We start from the raw sequence: 21,560 nt of genomic DNA on the forward strand, positions 1-21,560 counted from the left end.
GCGGGATCGACCGGCCGCCCAACTTTGCCCGTTCCAAGGCGATGCTGGAGAAAGCAAAACGTTTCCTGCCCGGGCTCGACCCGTCAGGCGGCCGCGAGTGGATGGGCTATCGCCCGTCGCTGCCGGACTCATTGCCGGTGATCGGCGCGGCGCGCGCGCCAAATGTCTGTTATGCTTTCGGCCACGGCCATCTCGGCCTGACCCAATCGGCGGCGACCGGCCGCTTGATCCGCGATCTCATCCTCGGGCAGACTCCGCCGCTCGACCTCACCCCTTTCCGTGCGCAACGGTTCTGACAGTCAGGAAAAATCCATGGCCAAGAAATCCTTCTTCTGCATCGACGGCCACACCTGCGGCAATCCGGTGCGTCTCGTCGCCGGCGGCGGTCCGCTGCTCGAGGGCTCGACGATGATGGAACGGCGGGCGCATTTCCTCGCCGAATATGACTGGATCCGCACCGGGCTGATGTTCGAGCCGCGCGGCCATGACGTGATGTCGGGCTCTATCCTCTATCCGCCGACGCGCGAGGATTGCGATATCGCCATCCTGTTCATCGAGACGTCGGGCTGCCTGCCGATGTGCGGCCACGGCACGATCGGCACGGTCACGATGGCGATCGAGCATGGGCTGGTGAAGCCGAAGACGCCGGGCGTGCTCAGGCTCGATACGCCGGCCGGCCTGGTCATCGCCGAATACAAGCAGGTCGGCGAATATGTCGAGGAGGTGCGCATCACCAATGTGCCCTCCTTCCTCTATGCCGAAGGCCTGACCGTCGAATGTCCGATGCTCGGTGAGATCAGCGTCGATGTCGCCTATGGCGGCAATTTCTACGCCATCGTCGAGCCGCAGAAGAATTACCGGGACGTGGCCGACTACACGGCGGGCGACCTCATCGCCTGGAGCCCCGTCGTGCGGCAGCGTCTCAACGAGAAATATTCCTTCGTGCATCCGGAGAATCCCGGCATCAACCGGCTGTCGCACATGCTGTGGACCGGCAAGCCGAGGAATGCGGAGGCCGATGCGCGCAACGCCGTGTTCTATGGCGACAAGGCGATCGACCGCTCGCCCTGCGGCACCGGCACCTCGGCGCGGATGGCGCAGCTTCATGCCAAGGGCAAGCTCAAGGAGGGCGACAGTTTTGTCCACGAATCGATCATCGGGTCGCTGTTCAAGGGCAGGGTCGAGAAAGAGGTTTCCGTTGCCGGCAAGCCGGTGATCATCCCTTCGATCGGTGGCTGGGCGCGGATGACGGGGTTGAACACCATCTTCATCGACGACCGCGATCCGTTCGCGCATGGCTTCATCGTGACGTGATCGTCAGCCGGAATATCCAGCCGGCTTGCTGTCAGGCCTCGGCTTTGGCCGATACCTGATCGCGGAACCATTCGGCGAACCTGGCCTCGGCAGACGAGGGCTGCGCCGACATCGTCAGGAAATAACCCTTGTCGTCGTCCGTCGAAATATCGGAGAGGACGACGAGGTCGCCGCGCCTGAGCTCCTCGCGAAAAACCTCGACCGGGCACAATGCCACGCCGTGCCCGGCGATGACCGCGGTCGCCAGTATGTTGAAATCGGCAAAAACCGGGCCGCTCCCGACATCGCGCTCTTCGACCCCGGACTTGGAAAACCATTCCTGCCAGCCCTGGCGCGTCTCGTCGTGCAACAGGTCCGCCGCCGCGATGGCCGCCGCCGTTTCCAGCCGCCCCTTGCGCGCAAGATAGTGCGGACTGCAAGCAGGCCGGCTGATGCGGGAAAACAGCTTGAGGCTCGTGACATGCGGCGAGGGATCGGCGCCGAGCGTGATCAGGATGTCGTTGTCGTCCTCGAGCCGATCCTCGGCCTTGGCGTAGGCTACACGGATCGCGATCTCGGGATGGCGCGCCGTGAAATCCGACAGGCGCGGCACCAGCCAGCGGCTGGCGATCGAGGGAATGCAACCCACCGACAGCGATGCCTGGGCGGCGCTTCTGCGAATGCGGCGACAGGTCGCGCCCAGCTCCGACAGCGCCGCGCCCGCTGACGCCTGCAGGATCAGCCCGGCCTCCGTCAGGCGCACCTTGCGGGCGTCGCGATGAAACAATGCGACGCCAAGCCACTCCTCCAGCCGCCTGATCTGGTGACTGATGGCAGGGTGGGTGACATGCAGTTCCTCGCCGGCAGCGGAGAAACTGAGGTGGCGAGCGGTCGCCTCGAAGGCCCGGATGGCATTCAGCGGCAGATAGTCCATCTGTAAAATTCTCTAACAGAAAGGGCCAAAATCCATCATTTGAAGCATGGCGCAACCTGAGTCATTGATCTGGGCCGACGGCGCAAAATCTAACCAGGCCAGACCAAAAAGTCGATGCCTGCCGTCGAATTCGAGGCGCGACGCCGCTTCTCAAACCTGATTTCATGGAAAGACGACGATGTTCACCAGACAATTGGCTGATGTAGAAAAAACTGACTTCTTTGTCGATTGGGGCAACGGCACCAGCCATCGGCTGCTGACAAGCCAAGACGGCATGGGCTTCACCATATGTCACACGGTGGTGCGCGCCGGCAGCGAATCGCGACTGCAGTATCGGCGGCACCTGGAGGCCTGCTACTGCATCTCCGGCAGCGGCGAGGTCGAGGACATGACCGGCGCCGTCCATCGCGTCGAGCCGGGCACGGTCTATGTGCTTGATGCCCATGACGACCACTTCCTGCGCGCCGACAGCGCCGGCGACATGGTGCTGGTGAGCGTCTTCAATCCGCCGCTCAAAGGCACTGAAAAGCACAGTCTCAATGGCGAGGGAGGCTCTGCCTACTGAGACGTCGCTTCAAGGTTCTTTATTGTGGCGCGGCGCCTTCGACCGAAGGGCGCCGCACCGTCACATGCCCGTGACAGATGACGGAATCCTGACCTTGCGGAAGGTGCGGTGACAGGAAACCGGGCGCTTCGGTTGGCGCAAGGATTCTTCTCATCAACTTATTTTGACGCTGGTTTCTTCGACACGAGGCCCATCATAGGGTTGAATCGTCAAAGACATTGCGTTGTGCCAATGCTAGGGTCCGCGATAGTCCAGGGGTCGGGTGTGAAAAAACGGGCAATCGGACGGCGTGCTTCCAAACCACGCAGAGCGATTGAAAAATCACGTTGCAATCCGGGCTCGAAACTTTACGACTAGGGGAAATACGACAAGGAGTGCGATCCGAAAACGGGCGACATTCCAGGGGAGCCGCGTAAATATGCAGTACTTCGTCCAGCAGCTTATCAATGGGCTGACGCTGGGATCTATCTATGGCCTGATCGCGATCGGCTATACGATGGTCTACGGCATCATCGGCATGATCAATTTCGCCCATGGCGACATTTTCATGGTCGGCGCCTTCACCGCGCTCATCGTCTTCCTGATCCTCGGCGCGTTGTTCTATTCGGTGCCGGTCGTGGTGGCGCTTCTGATCATGATGATCGTGGCGATGCTTCTGACCAGCCTCTACAACTGGACGATCGAGAAGGTGGCCTACCGACCGCTGCGCGGTTCGTTCCGGTTGGCGCCGCTGATCACCGCCATCGGCATGTCGATCGCGCTGTCCAACTTCGTGCAGGTCACACAAGGTCCGCGCAACAAGCCGATCCCGCCGCTGGTCAGCCAGGTCTACACGATCGACGGCATCAGCATCTCGCTGAAGCAGATCATCATCGTGATCGTTACCATCGCGCTGCTCGCGGTCTTCTGGTACCTGGTCAACAGGACGGCGCTCGGTCGCGCCCAGCGCGCCTGCGAGCAGGATCGCAAGATGGCGGCGCTGCTCGGCATCGACGTCGACCGCACCATCTCCATCACCTTCATCATGGGCGCCGCCCTTGCCGCCGTCGCGGGCACGCTGTTCCTGATGTACTACGGCGTCGTGGTGTTCTCCGACGGCTTCGTGCCGGGCGTTAAGGCCTTCACCGCGGCCGTGCTCGGCGGCATCGGCTCGCTGCCCGGCGCGGTGCTCGGCGGGCTCCTGATCGGCTTCATCGAGAGCATGTGGTCGGCCTATTTCTCCATCGACTACAAGGACGTGGCCGCGTTTTCGATCCTGGCGATCGTGCTCATCTTCCTGCCCTCCGGCATCCTCGGCCGGCCTGAAGTCGAAAAGGTCTGATCCTCATGGCCGTTACCGTGTCCTCGGAGCGCGACACCGTCGCCACTCCCATCCAGCGCGCTTTTCGTGAGGCGCTCTATGCCGGCGCCATCTCGCTCGGCCTGTTCGTGCTGTTCATCGGTCTCAGGACAGACCAGAACATCAGCAACGAACTGATCCTGGTGCAGCGCTGGGGCCTGCTCGCCATCGTGGTCATTGCCGTCACGCTCGGCCGCTTTGTCTATGTGGCGTATGCGATTCCGGCGATGGAGCGGTCGAAGGCCGAGAAGGCGACGGCACCCGCCGTCGTCGCCGAACCGGGCTTCCTGAAGCGGAACTTCAACAGGATCGGCCTCGTCGTCCTACTGCTCTATCCAATCGCGATGGTGCTCCTGTTCGGCTTCCAGGGCTCGCTCAAATGGGTCGACAATTTCGGCATCCAAATCCTGATCTATGTGATGCTGGCCTGGGGCCTCAACATCGTCATCGGGTTGGCCGGCCTGCTGGATCTGGGCTACGTCGCCTTCTATGCCGTGGGCGCCTATGCCTACGCGTTGCTTGGCACGCATTTCGGCCTGTCGTTCTGGATCCTTTTGCCGGCCGCGGGCTGCATGGCGGCCTTCTGGGGCGTCATGCTCGGCTTCCCGGTGCTCAGATTGCGCGGCGACTATCTGGCGATCGTGACCCTTGCCTTCGGTGAGATCATCCGCCTGGTGCTTATCAACTGGCGTGAGGTCACCAATGGTTCAGCAGGCATCTCGGGCATTCCGAAAGTGTCGTTCTTCGGCCTGATGTCTTTCAACGTCTCCGACCCGAATTACATCGCCAAGGTTCTGCACATTGCCCAATCAGGGGCCTACTACAAGATCTTCCTCTACTATCTCGCCCTGGCGCTCTGCCTGCTCACCGCCTTCGTCACCATAAGGCTTCGTCGCCTGCCGGTGGGACGCGCCTGGGAAGCGTTGCGCGAAGACGAGATCGCCTGTCGCTCTCTCGGCATCAACACCACCACCACCAAGCTGACGGCGTTCGCCACCGGCGCCATGTTCGGCGGCTTTGCCGGCTCGTTCTTCGCAGCCCGTCAGGGTTTCGTCAGCCCTGAATCCTTCGTCTTCCTCGAATCGGCGATCATCCTCGCCATCGTCGTTCTCGGCGGCATGGGTTCGCTGGGCGGCATTGCCGTGGCGGCGCTGGTCATGATCGGCGGCACCGAGATCCTGCGCGAACTTGACTTCCTCAAGGCCGTGTTCGGACCCGACTTCACACCGGAACTCTACCGCATGCTGCTGTTCGGCATGGCCATGGTCATCGTCATGCTGTGGAAGCCGCGCGGCTTCGTCGGCAGTCGAGAACCGACGGCCTTCCTGAAAGAACGAAGAGCGGTCTCGGCGTCCTTCACCAAGGAGGGGCACGGCTGATGAACGCGCAAGCTTCCGCAAACGACTTCATCCTGCAGGTCGAACATCTTTCGATGAAGTTCGGCGGCCTGGTCGCCATTGGCGACCTGTCCTTCCAGGCCAGGCGCGGCGAGATCACCGCGCTGATCGGACCGAACGGCGCCGGCAAGACAACCGTGTTCAACTGCATCACCGGTTTCTACAAGCCGTCGGAAGGCATGCTGACGCTGAACCGGCGCGACGGCTCGACCTACCTGCTCGAGCGCCTGCCCAACCACGAGATCCCGGCGCGCGCCAAGGTGGCGCGCACTTTCCAGAACATCCGCCTGTTCTCGGGCATGACGCTCCTGGAAAACCTTCTGGTCGCGCAGCACAACAAGCTGATGAAGGCTTCGGGCTACACTTTCCTTGGCCTGTTCGGCTTCCCGAGCTATCGACAGGCGTCCGCCGAGTCGATCGACCTTGCCAGGCACTGGCTGGAAAAGGCCGACCTCGTCGATCGCGCCGACGATCCGGCCGGCGATCTGCCCTATGGCGCGCAGCGGCGCCTGGAGATCGCGCGCGCCATGTGCACGGGGCCGGAGCTTTTGTGCCTGGACGAGCCGGCCGCCGGCCTCAACCCGAAGGAATCGGCGGCGCTGAACGACCTGCTGATGGACATCAAGAACAACACCGGCACGTCCATCCTGCTCATCGAGCACGACATGTCGGTGGTCATGCAGATTTCCGATCACGTCGTGGTGCTCGAATACGGCCGCAAGATTTCCGACGGCAATCCGCAATCGGTCCGTACCGATCCGCGCGTCATCGCCGCCTATCTCGGCGTCGACGACGAAGAGGTCGAGACGGTGCTGACCGAAGTCGGCGACGAGGACGTCATCGAGCAGCTCGATACCGGTCCCGACTCCGCGCATGGCCCAGGCAACTCCGCTTCGATGATGGCGGGTCCGGTTTCCGACAGTGTCGAGCACGCGGACGAGGGCGAGCGGGTCACCGTATCCAAGGGCGCGTCGAAAGCGGCGCAGGTCGACGCCCGCGCCGCCTCGATCGCTGGTAAACCCCAATCGGCAGCCAAACCGGCCGCGAAATCCAGCGCAGCGAAAGCGGCGCCTAAAAAGCCGGCCGCCAAGGCTTCAGCCACGAAAGCCGGAAGCGCTTCGAAGGGCAAGGAAACAGCGGCCAAGCCCACAGCGGGCAAGCCTGGAGGGCGCAAGTAATGGCCGGCACAACGCTGCTCGACATCAAGGGGATCGAGACCTACTACGGCAACATCCGGGCGCTGAACGGCGTCGATGTCAGCGTCAACCAGGGCGAGATCGTGGCGCTGATCGGCGCCAACGGCGCCGGCAAGTCGACGCTGATGATGACCATCTTCGGGGCCCCGCGCGCCCGCGCCGGCACCATCACCTTCGCCGGCACCGACATCACCAAGATGCCGACGCATGAAATCGCGCGGCTGCGCATCGCGCAATCACCGGAAGGCAGACGCATCTTCCCGCGCATGACGGTGATGGAAAATCTGCAGATGGGCGCCAGCCTCGACAATCTCAGGCATTACGACGAGGACGTCGAGAAGGTGTTCACGCTGTTCCCGCGCCTGAAGGAGCGCATCGGCCAGCGCGGCGGCACGCTATCGGGCGGCGAGCAGCAGATGCTGTCGATCGGTCGCGCGCTGATGGCGCGGCCGAAGCTCCTGCTGCTCGACGAGCCGTCGCTGGGTCTTGCGCCGCTGATCGTCAAGCAGATCTTCGACGCCATCCGCGAGCTCAACAAGACGCAGGGGCTGACCGTGTTCCTGGTCGAGCAGAATGCCTTCGGCGCCCTGAAGCTCGCCGACCGCGGCTATGTCATGGTCAACGGCAATGTGACCATGAGCGGCTCCGGCAAGGAACTGCTCGCCAATCCGGAAGTGCGCGCCGCCTATCTCGAAGGCGGTCATCACTAAGAGAGGTCTTCATCATGCAAGGTATTCTCTACGAAGAAGCCTCGATCTGGCAGTTCCTGTTCGTCACCTGCCTGCTTGGCGGCTGGGCGGCATGGATGACCGGCAAGGCGGCGGCGCAGACCTGGAGCAGCCACGTTCAGCTGTTCTTCTACATGCTCGGTCTCGGTATCGGCATCCGGTTCATCCATCACGCGCTGTTCGGCGGCACGATGTTCTCGCTGCATTACTATATCGTCGACACCATCGTGCTGATGGTCCTGGGCTTCCTCGGCTATCAATACACGCGCACCAACCAGATGGTGACGCAGTATAACTGGCTCTATGAAAGAGCTTCCTTATTAAGCTGGAAGCCGAAGGTTTGACGTTTATGATTAGCGCCTTTTCGGGGATAAATTGGCGTGACAAGTGCCTGAAAATCGGCATTCTATGCTTTCTGCGATAAGGGTGGGCATCGCATGAAAGTATCATCCACGCCCACTCCGTAAATGGGAGCGTTTCAATGAAAAAATCACTCTTGTCCGCCGTTGCGCTGACCGCGTTCATCGCGTTCAGCGGCAGCGCGTGGGCCGATATCCTGATCGGCGTCGCCGGTCCGATCACCGGTCCGAACGCGGCCTTCGGCGCACAGCTGCAGAAGGGCGCGGAACAGGCTGTCGCCGACATCAACGCGGCAGGCGGCGTCAATGGCCAGCAGCTCAAGCTCGAGATCGGCGACGACGTCTCCGACCCCAAGCAGGGCATCTCGGTCGCCAACAAGTTCGTCGCCGACGGCGTCAAGTTCGTCGACGGCCACTTCAACTCGGGCGTGACCATTCCCGCGTCGGAAGTCTATGCGGAAAACGGCATTCTCGTCATGACCCCGGCCGCGACCAATCCGAAGCTCACCGAGCGCGGCCTGTGGAACACCTTCCGTACCTGCGGTCGCGACGACCAGCAGGGCAAGGTGGCGGGCGACTATATCGCCAAGAACTTCAAGGATGCCAAGATCGCCATCATCCACGACAAGACGCCTTACGGCCAGGGCCTCGCGGATGAGACCAAGAAGAACCTCAACGCCAACGGCATCACCGAAGTGCTTTATGAAGGCGTGAATGTCGGCGACAAGGACTTCTCGGCCCTCATCGCCAAGATGAAGGAAAGCGGCGTCACCCTGATCTACTGGGGCGGCCTGCACACGGAAGCCGGCCTCATCATCCGTCAGTCGGCCGACCAGGGCCTGAAGGCGCCGCTGTTCTCAGGCGACGGCATCGTCTCCAACGAACTGGCCTCGATCGCGGGTGACGCGGTCGCCGGCACGCTCAACACCTTCGCTCCGGATCCGCGCAAGAACCCGGCCGCGAAGGAAGTGGTGGAGAAGTTCCGCGCCGCCGGCTTCGAGCCGGAAGCCTACACGCTCTACTCCTATGCCGCCGTGCAGATCATCTCGCAGGCCATCGCCAAGGCCGGCTCGGCCGACGATGCGCAGAAGGTTGCCGAGATCATCAAGTCCGGCGGTCCGTGGAAGACGGCTATCGGCGAGATCGGCTACGACTCCAAGGGCGACATCACCCGTCCCGACTACGTCATCTACGAATGGAAGAAGGGTGACGACGGCAAGTACAGCTACTTCGAGAAATAAGCCGGCAAATAGAAGCCGACTTGCAACGGATGCCCGGCGCTTGCGCCGGGCATTTTTTTGCGCGGCCGCGGCCGGCCGGAAGCCTCGCCCGGCGAGCTCGGAACGCGCCCTCGCCGCCCGCGACAGACCGGCGGAGGAGCAACAACGGCGCGCCTGCCGCAAACAAGCGAGTTAAACCGTTTTAGGTGTCGCGCAAATTTGTTTGCGCTGCAGCATTTTCACGTTAATCATTGCGCCGTTCACCTCCTTTACGCTGCTGGAGCCCAGTCCTTGGCCATCACGAAGATCCTCGTCGCCAATCGGTCCGAAATCGCCATCCGCGTGTTCCGCGCGGCCAATGAGCTCGGTCTCAAAACCGTGGCGATCTGGGCGGAGGAGGACAAATATTCGCTGCACCGCTTCAAGGCCGATGAAAGCTACCAGGTCGGGCGCGGGCCGCATCTCGCCAAGGACATGGGTCCGATCGAGAGCTACCTGTCGATCGAGGAGGTGATCCGGGTCGCCAGGCTGTCGGGCGCCGATGCCATCCATCCCGGTTACGGCCTGCTGTCGGAAAGCCCGGAATTCGCCGAGGCCTGTGCGGAGGCCGGCATCACCTTCATCGGCCCGAAGCCGGAAACGATGCGCCGGCTGGGCAACAAGGTCGCCGCGCGCAACCTGGCGATCGAGGTCGGCGTGCCGGTCGTGCCGGCAACCGATCCGCTGCCCGACGACATGGACGAGGTGAAGAAGCTCGCCGCGCAGATCGGCTATCCGGTGATGCTCAAGGCCTCATGGGGCGGCGGCGGCCGCGGCATGCGCGCCATCCGTGCCGAGGCAGACCTCGCGCGCGAGGTGATGGAAGGCAAGCGCGAGGCCAAGGCCGCCTTCGGCAAGGACGAGGTCTATCTCGAAAAGCTGATCGAGCGCGCCCGCCATGTCGAGGTCCAGGTGCTGGGCGACACCCACGGCAATGCGGTGCATCTGTTCGAGCGCGACTGCTCGATCCAGCGCCGCAACCAGAAGGTCGTTGAGCGCGCGCCAGCACCTTACTTGAGCGAAGAGCTGCGCCAGGAGCTTTGCGGCTACGCGCTCAAGATCGCGCGCGAAACGAGCTATATCGGCGCCGGCACGGTCGAGTTCCTGCAGGACGCCGACACCGGCAAGTTCTACTTCATCGAGGTCAATCCGCGCATCCAGGTCGAGCACACCGTCACCGAGCAGGTGACCGGCATCGACATCGTCAAGGCGCAGATCCATATCCTCGACGGCTTCGCCATCGGTACCAAGCAATCAGGCGTGCCGGCGCAGAAGGACATCAGGCTCAACGGCCACGCGCTGCAGTGCCGCATCACCACCGAGGATCCGGAGCACAATTTCATCCCGGACTATGGCCGCATCACCGCCTATCGCGAGGCTGCCGGCTTCGGCATCCGGCTCGACGGCGGCACCGCCTATTCGGGCGCGGTCATCACCCGGTTCTACGATCCGCTGCTCGAAAAGGTGACGGCCTGGGCGCCGACGCCCGGCGAGGCGATCTCGCGCATGAACCGGGCGCTGCGCGAGTTCCGCATCCGGGGTGTGGCCACCAACCTCACCTTCCTCGAAGCGATCATCAACCACCCGCGCTTCGCCGACAATTCCTACACGACCAAGTTCATCGACACGACGCCTGAACTGTTCGAGCAGGTGAAGCGGCAGGACCGCGCCACCAAGCTGCTCACCTATCTGGCCGATGTCAGCGTCAACGGCCACCCCGAGACGCGCGGCCGCCCGGCGCCGAAGGCGAATGCGGCCGCACCCGTGGTGCCCTATCTCAACGGCCATATCCCGGATGGCAGCAAGCAGAGGCTCGATGCGCTCGGCCCGGAGAAATTCGCGGCCTGGATGCGCGAGCAGCGCCAGGTGCTGGTCACCGACACGACGATGCGCGACGGGCACCAGTCGCTGCTCGCCACGCGCATGCGCACCTATGACATCGTGGGCATCGCCGGCACCTATGCGCGCGCCCTGCCGCAACTCTTGTCGCTGGAATGCTGGGGCGGGGCGACGTTCGACGTCGCCATGCGCTTTCTCACCGAGGACCCTTGGGAGCGGCTGGGCAAGGTGCGCGAGGCGGCGCCCAATCTGCTGCTGCAGATGCTTTTGCGCGGCGCCAACGGCGTCGGCTACACCAACTATCCCGACAATGTCGTGCAGCATTTCGTCAAACAGGCGGCAAGCGGCGGCGTCGACCTGTTCCGCGTCTTCGACTGCCTGAACTGGGTCGAGAACATGCGGGTCGCCATGGACGCGGTCGGCGCCGAAGGCAAGCTGGTCGAAGCGGCCATATGCTACACCGGCGACATCCTCGATTCGGCGCGGGCGAAATACGACCTCAAATACTATGTTGGGCTGGCCAAGGAGCTGGAAGCGGCCGGCGCCCACATCATTGCCGTCAAGGACATGGCCGGGCTGCTCAAGCCGGCCGCGGCGCGCGTGTTGTTCAAGGCGCTGCGCGAGGCGACCGACCTGCCGATCCATTTCCACACGCACGACACGTCGGGCCTCTCGGCGGCGACGGTGCTGGCGGCGGTGGAGAGCGGCGCCGACGCCATCGACGCGGCGATGGATTCCTTCTCCGGCAACACCTCGCAGCCCTGCCTCGGCTCGATCGTTGAGGCGCTGAAGGGCACCGAGCGCGACCCCGGTCTCGACCCGCAATGGATCCGCCACATCTCCTTCTACTGGGAGGCGGTGCGCAACCAGTACGCGGCCTTCGAAAGCGATCTCAAGGGGCCCGCCTCGGAAGTTTATCTGCACGAGATGCCGGGCGGCCAGTTCACCAACCTCAAGGAACAGGCGCGCTCGCTCGGGCTGGAGACACGCTGGCATGAGGTGGCGCAGGCCTATCACGACGTCAACCTGATGTTCGGCGATATCGTCAAGGTGACGCCGTCGTCCAAGGTGGTGGGCGACATGGCGCTGATGATGGTCAGCCAGGACCTCACCGTCGCCGATGTCGAGAACCCGGCCAAGGACATCGCCTTCCCGGATTCGGTCGTGTCGATGCTGCGCGGCGATCTCGGCCAGTCGCCCGGCGGATGGCCGGCGGCGCTGCAGAAGAAGGCGCTGAAGGGAGACAAGCCGATCACGGTCAGGCCCGGCTCGCTGCTGAAGCCCGCCGACCTCAAGGCCAGCCGCAAGGACATCGAGACGAAGCTCGAGCGCAAGCTCTCGGAGTACGAGTTCGCTTCCTGGCTGATGTATCCGAAGGTGTTCACCGACTTCGCCGCCGCGCAGGAGACCTACGGGCCGGTGAGCGTGCTGCCGACGCCGACCTATTTCTACGGCATGAAGTCGGAAGACGAGATCTTCCTCGACATCGAGAAGGGCAAGACGCTGGTGGTTCGCTGCCAGGCGTTCGGCGATGTCGACGACAAGGGCATGGTCACGGTCTTCTTCGAGCTCAACGGCCAGCCGCGCCGCGTCAAGGTGCCGGACCGGGCGCATGGCGCTTCCGCCGCCAAGGCGCGCCGCAAGGCCGAGCCCGGCAATGAGGGCCAGGTCGGCGCGCCGATGCCCGGCGTGGTCTCGGCGCTAGCCGTCGTGCCTGGACAGGCGGTCAAGGCGGGCGACGTGCTGCTGTCGATCGAGGCCATGAAGATGGAGACCGCGCTGCACGCCGAACGCGACGGCGAGATCGCCGAGGTGCTGGTCAAGGCTGGCGACCAGATCGATGCGAAGGATCTGCTCATAGCCTTTAAGTGACGGTCGGAGCGCGATGCCTGGCGGGCGGCTGACAGCAGCCGTCCACAGCCGCTCGACAAGTGTCTTGACCCGCCGCGCCCGCTCGGGCAGGGAACCCGCTCCAATTCGCCGTGGTGGGAATCGCCTTGGCTTCAGAAGACGCGGAGAGAAAAATGGCCGACGAAATCACCGAGACCAGCCAGACTGTAGCCGCCGGCCAGCTGCGCACCATCATCGAGCGCATCGAGCGGCTCGAGGAAGAGAAGAAGACGATCTCCGACGACATCAAGGATGTCTATGCCGAGGCCAAGGGCACCGGCTTCGACACCAAGGCGATCCGCACCATCGTGCGGCTGCGCAAGAAGGACCAGGCGGAGCGGCAGGAAGAGGAGTCGATCCTCGATCTATACAAGGCCGCTCTCGGCATGGTCTGAGGAGACTGTTTGGAAATTCTACTCCGGCGGCCATCTGATGGCGTTTTCTGCGCTTCCGTTGCTCACGGACCCAAATGTCCGCTGCGCTACGGTTCTCGAAACCGCCACCACATGACTCGCCAGAGCGAATTTCGAAACAGTCTCGGCCAGCGGGGCAACCGGTCATGACCGAATTCGACTTCGGTGGCCGTCGCGCCTCGGAGTTCCGCCATCGCGGCTTCTGGGCCCTGTTCGCCGAACGGCATCCGCAAGAAAGAGCCACGCTGGCGCGACGCGGACCTTGGTTCTGGCAGCGCGGGTTGCCGGATTTCGCCCTGGTGCTTTCGATGTATGTCGCGCCGGCGCAGAACCATGTCGGCGTGTTCTTCGGGCGCAACGAAAAGTTCGGCGCGACGGACTCATGGTCGCGGCTGAAGCCGTTTCAGCCGGCCATCGAGGCGAAGCTGAAGCTCAAGCCCGAGCAGAGCTCGCAAGGTCTCGGCATCAATTCGCTTTGGCACGTGAACTGCTATGCCGAGGACAACTGGCCGGCCATGACCGACTGGCTGGTGAGGGAATGCTCGCGCTTCGAAGAAGCCGTGACCGACGTCCTGGGGCGGAGATAGGTCGCCGGGATGACGGATTTTTTCCGCACGCGCTGGAGGGGTGAAGCGCCGCTCGATCGGCTGTTCTGGCGCGACATGCTGCTCGTCGCGACGATCCTGAGTATCGCCTCTTCGGCGCTTGCGTTGATGCTGCTTGGATTGAAGCTGCCGCTCTGGCTGGTGCTGGCGGTGCATTTCCTGCCTGTTCCCTACAACATCTTCCTGACCATCGCCGTCTGGCGGACGGCGGAGAAGAGTGGCGGGTTCAAGGTGCAGTTGATGATGCTGGGTTCGGCGCTCTGGCTGATCGCGACGGTCGTGGCATGATGATCTTTCCCGGAGTAATTCCGTGCGGAAGGCTACGGCGAAGGCGCCGAGCCCAACCGCGTCGCACTTTCCCTAGAATCGCTCCAGACGAAAAAGGGCGGCCGAAGCCGCCCTTTGCGAGGTCATATCCAAAACAGGTCAGGCCGCAGGCTCGAAGCGCAGCGCCACGCCGTTGATGCAATAGCGCAGGCCGGTGGGCGGCGGGCCGTCGTCGAAGACATGACCGAGATGGCTGCCGCAGCGCGAGCAGTGGCATTCGGTGCGGACCATGCCGTAGCTGCGGTCGACAGTGGTCTCGATCGAGCCCGGGACCGGATCGTTGAAGCTCGGCCAGCCGGTGCCGCTCTCGAATTTCAGCTTGGATTCGAACAGCGGCTGGTCACAGCCGACGCAAAAGAAAGTGCCGGCGCGCTTCTCATAGAGCAGGGCGCAGCTGCCGGGGCGCTCGGTGCCGTGGTTGCGCATGACGGCATACTGCTCCGGCGTCAGCCGGGCGCGCCACTCGGCATCGGTGCGGGTGACGGGATAGGCGTGGGTGTCCATGAAATCTCCTCGGCCTTGGCGGCTCGTTGTTGCTTGCAACGGGTATTCGTCGGAACATAGGCGTTTGTTACAGATATATTCAGGTGAGGCCGGTCTGCAAATGCCGGCATCCTGCGCTTCCGGTGCTCACGTACTTTAAGTACGCTCCGCTCCGGTTCTCGGATGCCACCATTTTCGACTCGGCCTGACCTGAATTTCAACGTTGCAACCAGCAGTTCAGCGCTTGCGCGACAAATGCCTGGTCGCGGCTTCCAGCCCGGCCAGTGTCAGCGGGAACATGCGGCCGCCGAAGATCTCGCTGATCATGGCGATCGAGTGCGTGTAGCGCCAATTCTTCTCGGCTTCCGGGTTCAGCCAGATCGCGTTCGGCCATTGCTGCAACAAGCGCACCAGCCACACGCTGCCGGCCTCCGGGTTCCAGTGCTCGACCGAGCCGCCCGGATGGGCGATCTCGTAGGGGCTCATCGAGGCATCGCCAACGACGATCACCTTATAATCCGGCCCGTATTTGTGGATCAGGTCGAAGGTCGGGATCGTCTCGGCCAATCGCCGGCGATTGTCCTTCCAGACGCGCTCGTAGAGGCAATTGTGGAAGTAGAAATATTCGAGCTGGCGGAACTCGGCGCGCGCGGCCGAGAACAGTTCCTCGACGCCCCGTATATGGTCATCCATCGAGCCGCCGACATCGAAGAACATCAAAAGCTTCACGGCATTGCGCCGCTCGGGCCTGGTCTTGACGTCGAGATAACCGTGCTCGGCGGTAGCGTGGATGGTGCCGGGCAGGTCGAACTCTTCCTCGGCGCCCTCGCGCACCCAGCGGCGCAGCCGCTTCAGCGCCACCTTGATGTTGCGGGTGCCGAGCTCGACGGTGTCGTCGAAATTCCTGAACTCGCGCTTGTCCCAGACTTTCACCGCGCGGCGGTGCCGGCTTTCATGCTGGCCGATGCGCACGCCTTCCGGATTGTAGCCATAGGCGCCGAAGGGCGAGGTGCCGCCGGTGCCGATCCATTTCGAGCCGCCCTGGTGGCGGCCTTTTTGTTCCTCGAGCCGCTGCTTCAAGGTTTCCATCAGCTTTTCGAAACCACCCAAAGCCTCGACCAGCTTTTTCTCCTCCTCGGTCAGGTGCTTTTCGGCCAGCCGGCGCAGCCATTCCTCGGGGATGTTGGCGACATCGACAGCATCAGGGCCGCCAAGCGCCTCGACGCCCTTGAAGACATGCGCGAAGACCTGGTCGAAGCGGTCGATATGGCGCTCGTCCTTCACCAGGGCCGAGCGCGCGAGGTAGTAGAAAGCCTCGACGTCATAGTCGACCAGCCCGGCCTCCAGCCCTTCCAGCAGCGACAGATATTCCCTGAGCGAAACGGGAACCCGCGCGGCCTTCAGTTCGAGGAAGAAGGGGATGAACATGGTTGAATTGTTATCTTTGTCCCTCGATCTTCTCGCGTGCCGCGCTTGCAATGAACGCAGAGCGGGTAAGGCCGCGCCGGCCCGCTTCTTCGTCTATTGCTGCCAACAGACCTGCATCAAGGGACAGATTGGCTCGGACAGGTCTCCCTGAATCGATCAGCACGGGGATCATCACCGCCGATTCGCCGGCAGTGCTATCAATCTCACCTGACCGCAACAATTGCGTCATCGTGCGAGGGGCAGGCATCGGCAGTTGCTTTGCTATTCGGGCCTCAGCCCATTCACGCATGGCCGACGTCGCGTCGGCGATTGCTTCCTCGGGATTTGCCCCGCCGCCATGGCAGCCGGGAAGATCGGGGACCCGTACGCCCCAGACGTCGTCGGCTACGTCGAGTATTCCGACATAGTGCGTCATGTGAATAGTCCTCAAATCCATCCAGCAAGTCGAGCGATCGAACGCGCCACGCCCAGGGACTGTTCGCGGTGACGAGGCACGATGATCGTTACGTCCGGCCTTTCCGGATGCTCATACTTTTCATGCTTGCCGCCGCCGACATTCAACCAACTTTCGCGCAAGAGCCTGCCATAACCCGTGATTACAGCAGATCGTACTCGATAAAGCCCGTCCGCCTTGCCACATGATCATAGAGCCGGCGCGCCGTGGCGTTGGTCTCGTGCGTCATCCAATAGACATTCTTCACGCCGATCTTGCCGGCCTCGTCCTGCACCGCTTTGATCAGCGCGGCGCCCACGCCTTTGCCGCGCACCTCGGGGTCGGCGAACAGGTCCTGCAGGTAGCAGTTGTTTTTCTCCGACCAGCCGGAGCGGTGGTAGAGGTAATGGGTCAACCCAACCGCCTTGCCGTCGAGCGTGGCGATGAAACCTTTCGGCTCGAACTCACCGTCCGTGAACAGCCGCTTCCAGGTGATGGCGTAGACCTCTTCCGGGAGCTTCATCTCGTAGAAGGTCAGATAGTCGGTCCAAAGCCGGCGCCAGTCGGCGTGATCGGACTGCGCGAGCGGGCGGATGGTGATCTCGGACATTTCATTCTCCTCCGAAGCCTGGGCTCCGCAATGGAATCAGGCCCAGAAGACTCCTTTGCCCTATCCCGGCGGCAAATTGTACTCGCGAAATGCGGTGGTGAGCATGCTGAGCGCCTCTCGCGCCCGCGGCGCCAGGGCGTGCGAATGCAGGACGATCTCGGAAGACGGAATTGGTGGCAAACCCAGCTTGCGGCCGACATCTATCAGGCCGTGAGGAATGACGCGATGGGCAAGCGCGGCAACGGCGAAACCCGCGGACACCGCGATGTTGACGGCGGTGCCGCCGCCACCCAGGAACGCCTCGTCCCAGGCGATGCCGGCCCGGTCCAGCGCCTCGATCGCTCTCAGACGATCCGGACAGGTGCATACCGTGCTTAAAAGCGCTAAGCGCAGCGGCGTCCCGTGCCGCCATTCGAATGTGGGCGCGGCGAACCAGCCATATTGCGTGCGCGAGAGTGTCTTGCCTCGGCGGTCGCTTTCGCGGTGGACGATCACCGCATCGAGCTCGCCGCGGTCGAAGGCTTCCTCCAGCAGAGACGAGGTCTCGATCCTCATGCTGAGCGCTAGCGACGGATCATGCGCGTGAAGCTGCGCCAAAAGCACGGAAAGCTCCGGTCCGGCGACGTGGTCGACAAAGCCGAGCGCGAGGCGACACGGTGTGGTGGAAAACTCGGCCATGGCACGCTCATGAGCGGCAAGGAACTCGCGCGCTGCGGGCAGGAAGACGGCTCCCCTTGCCGAGAGGCTCACGCGACGCGGGGTTCGCTCGATTAAACGCGCGCCCAGCTTCTCCTCAAGCCGGCGCAACTTGACGCTGATCGTCGCCTGCGTGCTGTCGAGTGCCGCGGCCGCGCGCGTGAAGCTCTGCAACTCGGCCACCATCACGAAGGTCCGCACGGCATCGACGTCAAGGCTGGTCATTGTGTGCATTCCATTTTGTCATGTCTGAAATAGATACGCATAGCCTTTTTTCATGGTCAAGCCTCCTCTATGTCCTCGGCGACTGCCGTTGAAAAACGGCGGCGCCCGTTCTTCAAGCCAGATCGAAAGTGACCGACATGACGTTTCATCGAAACACCATTGCGCTTACCGGCGTTTGTCTTGCCTCGCTGCTGTTCGGTCTCGAAATCTCCAGCGTGCCGGTGATCCTCCCGAAACTTGAAAGCGTGCTTGCGGCCAGTTTCAAGGACCTGCAATGGATCAGGAACGCCTATACCATTGCCTGCACGACGGTCCTCATGGCGACGGGGACGCTGGCCGACCGTTTGGGCCGCAAGCGCGTGATGGTGATCACCACTGTCGCCTTCGGACTCGCCTCGCTGCTGTGTGGCCTTGCGCCGAGCGCGTGGCTCTTGATCGTTGCTCGGTTCCTGCAGGGCCTCGCTGGCGGAGCGATGCTGACCTGCAGCGTCGCGGTGCTGTCGCACCAGTTCCAGGACGGCCGCGAACGCGGCAAGGCGTTTGTCGCCTGGAGCGTGGTCTCGGGCATCGGCCTCGGCTTTGGGCCTGCGATCGGCGGCTTTATCGTCGCGCTGTCGAGCTGGCAGTGGGTGTTCCTGATCCACGTGCCGCTCGCGATCCTCGCTTTGGCCTTCATCGGCGCCGGAGTCACGGAATCGCGCGACCGCAACGCTCAGAAGCTCGATTGGGCCGGCATGCTCACGCTCTCGCTCGCGGTGTTCGGTTTCTCCTATCTGATCACCCAAGGGGCGGAGCTCAGCTTGGGTGTCCGCATCGGCGTGACGGCCGCGGCGGCCGTCTCCTTCGTTGTGTTCCTTGTCGCGGAGACGATCAGTTCCTATCCGATGTTCGATTTCTCCGTGTTCCGCATCCGCCAGTTCTCTGGCGCGATCATGGGCGCCATCGGCATGAATTTCAGCTATTGGCCGTTTATCATCTACCTGCCGATCTATTTCTCGGGCGTTCTCGGCTACGACAGTACCACCACCGGCCTGCTGCTGCTCGCCTACACGCTCCCCTTCATGCTGATGCCGCCGATTGCGGAGCGCCTGCGAGCCCGCTATCAGGCACGAGTCGCGGTGCCGCTCGGGCTGCTCACATTGGGGATCGGGTTCCTCGCCATGCGGATCGGCTCGGGCCTCGATGGCGCCAATTGGCTGACCATGTTGCCCGGCACGCTGATCGCCGGCATCGGCATCGGCCTGACCAATTCGCCGACCACCCACACCACAACCGGGTCGGTATCGCCCGATCGCGCTGGCATGGCGTCGGGCATCGACATCAGCGCGCGCCTGATCACTTTAGCCATCAACATCGCCGTGCTCGGGCAGTTGTTGACGCAAGGGATCGTTTCCCATCTGCGTGCCGCATTCGGGCCCGCCATCGATGGGAACGAGCTGCGCTTGCTGGCGGAAAAAATTGCCGGCGGCAATCTCGATGATCTGACGCAAGCCTCGCCGGAACTCGCTGCTCTCGATCCAACCGGCGCGATCGTTCACGCCTCTCTGGTCAACGGCTTTGGCTGGGTCATGCTCTATAGCGGGATCGGCGTGCTTCTGCTGTCGGTGATTGGCTTCGTCATCTTCGGCCCGGGCAGCGCCCTCTCAGCAGAGAAGGACTCGGCCCGGAGCGTGGCGGAGGCCTAAATTAGGCGCCAGATGCGAGAACCGCGCGTCATCCCTGCCGTTTGGCCATGAACGCGAGCCGCTCGAACAAATGCACGTCCTGCTCGTTCTTGAGCAGCGCGCCGTGCAGTTTCGGCAACATGTTCTTCGGCTCGGCGCGCAAATCCTCTGGTGCGATGTCGTCGGCGACCAGCAGGCGGATCCAGTCGAGCGCCTCGGAGGTCGACGGCTTCTTCTTCAGGCCCGGCACCTCGCGGATCTCGTAGAACTGGGTTAGAGCCGCGCGCACCAGATTCTGCTTGATGCCGGGGTAATGCACCTCGACGATGCGGTGCAGCGTGTCGATGTCGGGGAATCGGATATAGTGGAAGAAGCAGCGGCGCAGGAAGGCGTCGGGCAGTTCCTTCTCATTGTTCGAGGTGATGATGACGATCGGCCGGAACTCGGCGCGGATCGTCTCGCCGGTCTCGTAGACGAAGAACTCCATCCGGTCGAGCTCCTGCAGGAGGTCGTTGGGGAATTCGATGTCGGCCTTGTCGATCTCGTCGATCAAAAGCACGACCTTCTTTTGCGCCGCGAAGGCGTCCCATAGCTTGCCGCGCTTGATGTAGTTGGCAATGTCGTTGAAGCGCTCGTCGCCGAGCTGGCTGTCGCGCAGCCGCGACACGGCGTCATATTCATAAAGGCCTTGCTGCGCCTTGGTGGTCGACTTGACGTTCCATTCGATGAATTCGAGCCCAAGCGCTGACGCCACCTGGCGGGCGAGCTCGGTCTTACCGGTGCCGGGCTCGCCCTTGACCAGCAACGGCCGTTCCAGCGCGATCGCGGCGTTGACCGCGACCATCAGATCCTTGTCGGCGACGTAAGCCGCGGTGCCTTCGAAACGCATTTTTTCTCCTGTCCGTGGGGCTGGACCGTAAGGAGGCGAGGCCGGCCGCGCAAGGGCGGTTGCCGAGAGCCTCTGATCGAGATGGTCCGCAAGGCGAATTACGCGTAATTGGTCGCTCGTGTCTCTGGCGAACGGCTAACCATCGGCCTATATTTGTCCCCGGCGGTCTGTGCTTCCCGGCAGGAGAAACTTATCCCCGGGGCCTTATCGATCCTTAGGGAGCTGTCCCTGGGAAGACCCGTGGGTTTTCTCACACGGCGCCCACCTACTTTGTAGGCACCCGGGATCGACCTCTCCACCGGTTGTGTGGATCGTCACTCTCCCGATTTCGGGAGACATGCGCTAGAAAACGTCGTTCCTAAGACTCCACCCAATTCCGGCCCTTTCTAGCGTCTGAGCATGAACTCACCGAAAGACCTGAAGAAACAGCTTCGCAAGGAAGCGCTGGCGCGCCGCGATGCGCTCGACGAATTCTGGCGCGTCGAGATCGCGCTCGAAATGGCCGAGGCGGCAAAGGAGAAGATCGACTTCGAGCCCGGCCGCATCGTCTCCGGCTTCTGGCCGATGCGCTCGGAGGTCGATGTGCGGCCGCTGATGTTCGCGCTGCGCGAGAAGGGCGCCAGGCTCTGCCTGCCGGCGATCCTGGACAAGACCACGATCGTCTTCCGCGAGCTGGTGCGCGGCGCGCCGATGGTCGATATGGGCTTCGGCACGGTCGGCCCGCATGAAGAGGCGGAAGTGCTCGACCCGACGCTGATGCTGGTGCCGCTCGCCGCCTTCGACGACCGCGGCCACCGCATCGGCTACGGCGCAGGCTATTACGACCGAGCGATCGCCAGGCTGGCCGACAAGGGCATCACGCCGAGGCTGATCGGCATCGCCTTCGACTGCCAGGAAGTCGAGCGGGTGCCGGAAGAGAACCATGACGTCATCATTCCGGAAATACTGACCGAGAGCGGGTTGCGCCGCTTCGATGTCGCTTAAAATA

Annotated in this window: 21 protein-coding genes, 1 other RNA gene and 1 pseudogene; 16 read left to right on the forward strand and 7 right to left on the reverse strand. The window is 62.9% G+C overall.

Going from position 1 to position 21,560, the window contains the following annotated elements; genetic code table 11:
- Nucleotides 1-296 (forward strand): FAD-binding oxidoreductase (locus EOA23_RS04685; protein ID WP_145966397.1); only part of this gene is annotated, 296 nt, incomplete at its 5' end.
- Nucleotides 297-312: 16 nt separating this feature from the next.
- The gene (locus EOA23_RS04690) at nt 313-1,314 is read left to right on the forward strand and encodes a 4-hydroxyproline epimerase (protein WP_127303049.1); all 1,002 of its coding nucleotides are present in this window, start codon (nt 313-315) and stop codon (nt 1,312-1,314) included.
- Between the two features lie 31 nt (nt 1,315-1,345).
- Here the strand turns inward: EOA23_RS04690 and EOA23_RS04695 are convergent, their stop codons facing one another.
- Complete coding sequence (locus EOA23_RS04695) at nt 1,346-2,227, reverse strand: LysR substrate-binding domain-containing protein (RefSeq protein WP_127303050.1); 882 nt, start codon at nt 2,225-2,227, stop codon at nt 1,346-1,348.
- Between the two features lie 178 nt (nt 2,228-2,405).
- On the opposite strand from EOA23_RS04695, the gene EOA23_RS04700 reads away from it, so the two are divergent.
- The 11 genes and pseudogenes from EOA23_RS04700 to EOA23_RS04750 all read left to right on the forward strand — a co-directional run bounded on the left by EOA23_RS04700 (nt 2,406) and on the right by EOA23_RS04750 (nt 14,105).
- Complete coding sequence (locus tag EOA23_RS04700; protein ID WP_127303051.1) at nt 2,406-2,792, forward strand: ectoine synthase; 387 nt, start codon at nt 2,406-2,408, stop codon at nt 2,790-2,792.
- 418 nt (nt 2,793-3,210) lie between these two features.
- A complete protein-coding gene (locus tag EOA23_RS04705; protein ID WP_042645691.1) occupies nt 3,211-4,113 on the forward strand; it encodes a branched-chain amino acid ABC transporter permease in 903 nt (300 codons plus the stop codon).
- Between the two features lie 5 nt (nt 4,114-4,118).
- A complete protein-coding gene (gene livM / locus EOA23_RS04710; protein ID WP_127303052.1) occupies nt 4,119-5,510 on the forward strand; it encodes a high-affinity branched-chain amino acid ABC transporter permease LivM in 1,392 nt (463 codons plus the stop codon).
- Nucleotides 5,510-6,637, forward strand: a pseudogene (locus EOA23_RS04715) (ABC transporter ATP-binding protein); the annotation flags it as partial. The gene livM and the pseudogene EOA23_RS04715, both read left to right, overlap by 1 nt.
- A 68-nt stretch (nt 6,638-6,705) precedes the next feature.
- Nucleotides 6,706-7,434, forward strand: a complete 729-nt coding sequence (locus EOA23_RS04720) for an ABC transporter ATP-binding protein (protein WP_127303053.1) — start codon at nt 6,706-6,708, stop codon at nt 7,432-7,434.
- A 14-nt stretch (nt 7,435-7,448) separates the two neighbouring features.
- Nucleotides 7,449-7,796, forward strand: a complete 348-nt coding sequence (locus EOA23_RS04725; RefSeq protein WP_126063959.1) for a DUF6867 family protein — start codon at nt 7,449-7,451, stop codon at nt 7,794-7,796.
- A gap of 137 nt (nt 7,797-7,933) precedes the next feature.
- Nucleotides 7,934-9,052, forward strand: a complete 1,119-nt coding sequence (locus EOA23_RS04730) for a branched-chain amino acid ABC transporter substrate-binding protein (protein WP_042645695.1) — start codon at nt 7,934-7,936, stop codon at nt 9,050-9,052.
- A 270-nt stretch (nt 9,053-9,322) separates the two neighbouring features.
- Nucleotides 9,323-12,781: a pyruvate carboxylase gene (gene pyc / locus EOA23_RS04735; RefSeq protein ID WP_127303054.1), complete on the forward strand. Its 3,459-nt coding sequence runs from the start codon at nt 9,323-9,325 to the stop codon at nt 12,779-12,781.
- A gap of 152 nt (nt 12,782-12,933) precedes the next feature.
- Nucleotides 12,934-13,194: a DUF2312 domain-containing protein gene (locus tag EOA23_RS04740; RefSeq protein ID WP_040991643.1), complete on the forward strand. Its 261-nt coding sequence runs from the start codon at nt 12,934-12,936 to the stop codon at nt 13,192-13,194.
- 164 nt (nt 13,195-13,358) lie between these two features.
- Nucleotides 13,359-13,799 carry a hypothetical protein gene (locus EOA23_RS04745; protein ID WP_126063961.1) on the forward strand — a complete coding sequence of 147 codons (441 nt, stop codon included), beginning with the start codon at nt 13,359-13,361 and terminating at the stop codon, nt 13,797-13,799.
- A 9-nt stretch (nt 13,800-13,808) separates the two neighbouring features.
- The gene (locus EOA23_RS04750) at nt 13,809-14,105 is read left to right on the forward strand and encodes a hypothetical protein (RefSeq protein ID WP_127303055.1); all 297 of its coding nucleotides are present in this window, start codon (nt 13,809-13,811) and stop codon (nt 14,103-14,105) included.
- A gap of 138 nt (nt 14,106-14,243) precedes the next feature.
- Here the strand turns inward: EOA23_RS04750 and msrB are convergent, their stop codons facing one another.
- The 5 genes from msrB to EOA23_RS04775 all read right to left on the reverse strand — a co-directional run bounded on the left by msrB (nt 14,244) and on the right by EOA23_RS04775 (nt 18,019).
- On the reverse strand, nt 14,244-14,648 hold the full coding sequence (msrB, locus tag EOA23_RS04755; RefSeq protein ID WP_127303056.1) for a peptide-methionine (R)-S-oxide reductase MsrB: 405 nt from the start codon (nt 14,646-14,648) through the stop codon (nt 14,244-14,246).
- Nucleotides 14,649-14,864: 216 nt separating this feature from the next.
- Nucleotides 14,865-16,055 carry a VWA domain-containing protein gene (locus EOA23_RS04760; RefSeq protein WP_127303057.1) on the reverse strand — a complete coding sequence of 397 codons (1,191 nt, stop codon included), beginning with the start codon at nt 16,053-16,055 and terminating at the stop codon, nt 14,865-14,867.
- A 10-nt stretch (nt 16,056-16,065) separates the two neighbouring features.
- Nucleotides 16,066-16,470 (reverse strand): type II toxin-antitoxin system HicB family antitoxin, encoded by a 405-nt coding sequence (locus tag EOA23_RS04765; RefSeq protein ID WP_127303058.1) that lies wholly within the window; start codon nt 16,468-16,470, stop codon nt 16,066-16,068.
- Nucleotides 16,471-16,651: 181 nt separating this feature from the next.
- A complete protein-coding gene (locus tag EOA23_RS04770) occupies nt 16,652-17,098 on the reverse strand; it encodes a GNAT family N-acetyltransferase (protein WP_127303059.1) in 447 nt (148 codons plus the stop codon).
- Nucleotides 17,099-17,158: 60 nt separating this feature from the next.
- Complete coding sequence (locus tag EOA23_RS04775; RefSeq protein ID WP_127303060.1) at nt 17,159-18,019, reverse strand: LysR family transcriptional regulator; 861 nt, start codon at nt 18,017-18,019, stop codon at nt 17,159-17,161.
- A 137-nt stretch (nt 18,020-18,156) separates the two neighbouring features.
- Here EOA23_RS04775 and EOA23_RS04780 point away from each other — a divergent pair, with 137 nt between their 5' ends.
- On the forward strand, nt 18,157-19,704 hold the full coding sequence (locus tag EOA23_RS04780) for an MFS transporter (RefSeq protein ID WP_127303061.1): 1,548 nt from the start codon (nt 18,157-18,159) through the stop codon (nt 19,702-19,704).
- A gap of 28 nt (nt 19,705-19,732) precedes the next feature.
- On the opposite strand, the gene EOA23_RS04785 is transcribed toward EOA23_RS04780, so the two are convergent.
- Entirely contained in the window at nt 19,733-20,572 is an 840-nt protein-coding gene (locus EOA23_RS04785) for a MoxR family ATPase (RefSeq protein WP_127303062.1), read from the reverse strand.
- 161 nt (nt 20,573-20,733) lie between these two features.
- Between EOA23_RS04785 and ssrS the strand changes: the two genes are divergently transcribed.
- Together ssrS and EOA23_RS04795 are read left to right on the forward strand one after the other, a co-directional pair.
- Nucleotides 20,734-20,889: non-coding RNA, 6S RNA (ssrS, locus tag EOA23_RS04790), on the forward strand.
- Between the two features lie 82 nt (nt 20,890-20,971).
- Complete coding sequence (locus tag EOA23_RS04795) at nt 20,972-21,556, forward strand: 5-formyltetrahydrofolate cyclo-ligase (RefSeq protein WP_127303063.1); 585 nt, start codon at nt 20,972-20,974, stop codon at nt 21,554-21,556.
- Nucleotides 21,557-21,560: the final 4 nt, after the last annotated feature.

The organism is Mesorhizobium sp. M2A.F.Ca.ET.042.01.1.1, from assembly GCF_003997405.1.
In the GTDB taxonomy this organism is placed as follows: domain Bacteria; phylum Pseudomonadota; class Alphaproteobacteria; order Rhizobiales; family Rhizobiaceae; genus Mesorhizobium.

Bases quoted from the DNA above. Each gene is read 5' to 3' on its own strand.
- EOA23_RS04690 (WP_127303049.1), top strand. From the start codon at position 313: ATGGCCAAGAAATCCTTCTTCTGCATCGACGGCCACACCTGCGGCAAT.
- EOA23_RS04695 (WP_127303050.1), bottom strand. From the start codon at position 2,227: ATGGACTATCTGCCGCTGAATGCCATCCGGGCCTTCGAGGCGACCGCT.
- EOA23_RS04700 (WP_127303051.1), top strand. From the start codon at position 2,406: ATGTTCACCAGACAATTGGCTGATGTAGAAAAAACTGACTTCTTTGTC.
- EOA23_RS04705 (WP_042645691.1), top strand. From the start codon at position 3,211: ATGCAGTACTTCGTCCAGCAGCTTATCAATGGGCTGACGCTGGGATCT.
- livM (WP_127303052.1), top strand. From the start codon at position 4,119: ATGGCCGTTACCGTGTCCTCGGAGCGCGACACCGTCGCCACTCCCATC.
- EOA23_RS04720 (WP_127303053.1), top strand. From the start codon at position 6,706: ATGGCCGGCACAACGCTGCTCGACATCAAGGGGATCGAGACCTACTAC.
- EOA23_RS04725 (WP_126063959.1), top strand. From the start codon at position 7,449: ATGCAAGGTATTCTCTACGAAGAAGCCTCGATCTGGCAGTTCCTGTTC.
- EOA23_RS04730 (WP_042645695.1), top strand. From the start codon at position 7,934: ATGAAAAAATCACTCTTGTCCGCCGTTGCGCTGACCGCGTTCATCGCG.
- EOA23_RS04740 (WP_040991643.1), top strand. From the start codon at position 12,934: ATGGCCGACGAAATCACCGAGACCAGCCAGACTGTAGCCGCCGGCCAG.
- EOA23_RS04745 (WP_126063961.1), top strand. From the start codon at position 13,359: ATGACCGAATTCGACTTCGGTGGCCGTCGCGCCTCGGAGTTCCGCCAT.
- EOA23_RS04750 (WP_127303055.1), top strand. From the start codon at position 13,809: ATGACGGATTTTTTCCGCACGCGCTGGAGGGGTGAAGCGCCGCTCGAT.
- msrB (WP_127303056.1), bottom strand. From the start codon at position 14,648: ATGGACACCCACGCCTATCCCGTCACCCGCACCGATGCCGAGTGGCGC.
- EOA23_RS04760 (WP_127303057.1), bottom strand. From the start codon at position 16,055: ATGTTCATCCCCTTCTTCCTCGAACTGAAGGCCGCGCGGGTTCCCGTT.
- EOA23_RS04765 (WP_127303058.1), bottom strand. From the start codon at position 16,470: ATGACGCACTATGTCGGAATACTCGACGTAGCCGACGACGTCTGGGGC.
- EOA23_RS04770 (WP_127303059.1), bottom strand. From the start codon at position 17,098: ATGTCCGAGATCACCATCCGCCCGCTCGCGCAGTCCGATCACGCCGAC.
- EOA23_RS04775 (WP_127303060.1), bottom strand. From the start codon at position 18,019: ATGACCAGCCTTGACGTCGATGCCGTGCGGACCTTCGTGATGGTGGCC.
- EOA23_RS04780 (WP_127303061.1), top strand. From the start codon at position 18,157: ATGACGTTTCATCGAAACACCATTGCGCTTACCGGCGTTTGTCTTGCC.
- EOA23_RS04785 (WP_127303062.1), bottom strand. From the start codon at position 20,572: ATGCGTTTCGAAGGCACCGCGGCTTACGTCGCCGACAAGGATCTGATG.
- EOA23_RS04795 (WP_127303063.1), top strand. From the start codon at position 20,972: ATGAACTCACCGAAAGACCTGAAGAAACAGCTTCGCAAGGAAGCGCTG.